This window comes from Vibrio sp. 1288, from assembly GCF_033344475.1.
Map to the genome: position 1 here is coordinate 1 of NZ_JAWPOX010000632.1, position 651 is coordinate 651.

General features: G+C 46.1%; 1 protein-coding gene. It reads left to right on the forward strand.

The features are described 5' to 3' along the window. Positions 1-266: 266 nt before the first annotated feature. Positions 267-500, forward strand: coding sequence for an MbeD family mobilization/exclusion protein (locus R8O11_RS31875; protein WP_373906686.1), 234 nt, complete (start codon positions 267-269; stop codon positions 498-500). Positions 501-651 lie beyond the last annotated feature (151 nt).

Sequence of the window (651 nt, forward strand, 5' to 3'; positions counted from 1 at the left end):
AAAGTTGGGCGTGGCTAGGGTTGACTATCTTTCTCGTGATAGTGGCGTGCTCAAGCGTGATTTGGTGGCAAGGGAGCATGATTCTAGCGAACCAATTAGAGATCAATCAGCAGAGTGCCACGATAAAACAGCTCGAATTGAAGGGCGGAAAGATTCAGTTGAGCCAATGCGGAGAGAGGATTTGTATAGCGGTCGCCAAGGATGGGAAGGGTTGGACGAGAAAAAGCGACGACCGATCGATGTTTATACCGGAGGGATATTAGAGCATGACGGAGTTAGAGAAACAGCTATTGAACGCCTTCGAGCAATTACAACAGCAGCACGAGGCGCAACACAAAGCCTTTGCGAACGCTTACAAGGATTTAGAGAAAATGTTCAACACTACTTTGAAAGAGAACGCCACGTTGTGTCAGCAAGTGAGCAGATTGAGCGAGCAAGTGAACGGCTTGAACGTTCAGCTTCAGCGGTTGGAAAAGCATTACAGCACGAAGCGAGATTAGACATAGACAGAGAGCGTGAAATGAGTTTTAAAGGTTTTTGCCGTTGATTGACTCCCGTTTTAAATGCATTCGTGTAAGCTATTGTCACTGTTCAATTTTTTCTTATGGGTGTGCGAATGCATAGCTTGAATGGGGGGCTTCCCGATATTTT

What these genes read in the sequence shown, in the direction of transcription:
- R8O11_RS31875 (WP_373906686.1), top strand. Translation starts at nt 267, where the DNA reads ATGACGGAGTTAGAGAAACAGCTATTGAACGCCTTCGAGCAATTACAA.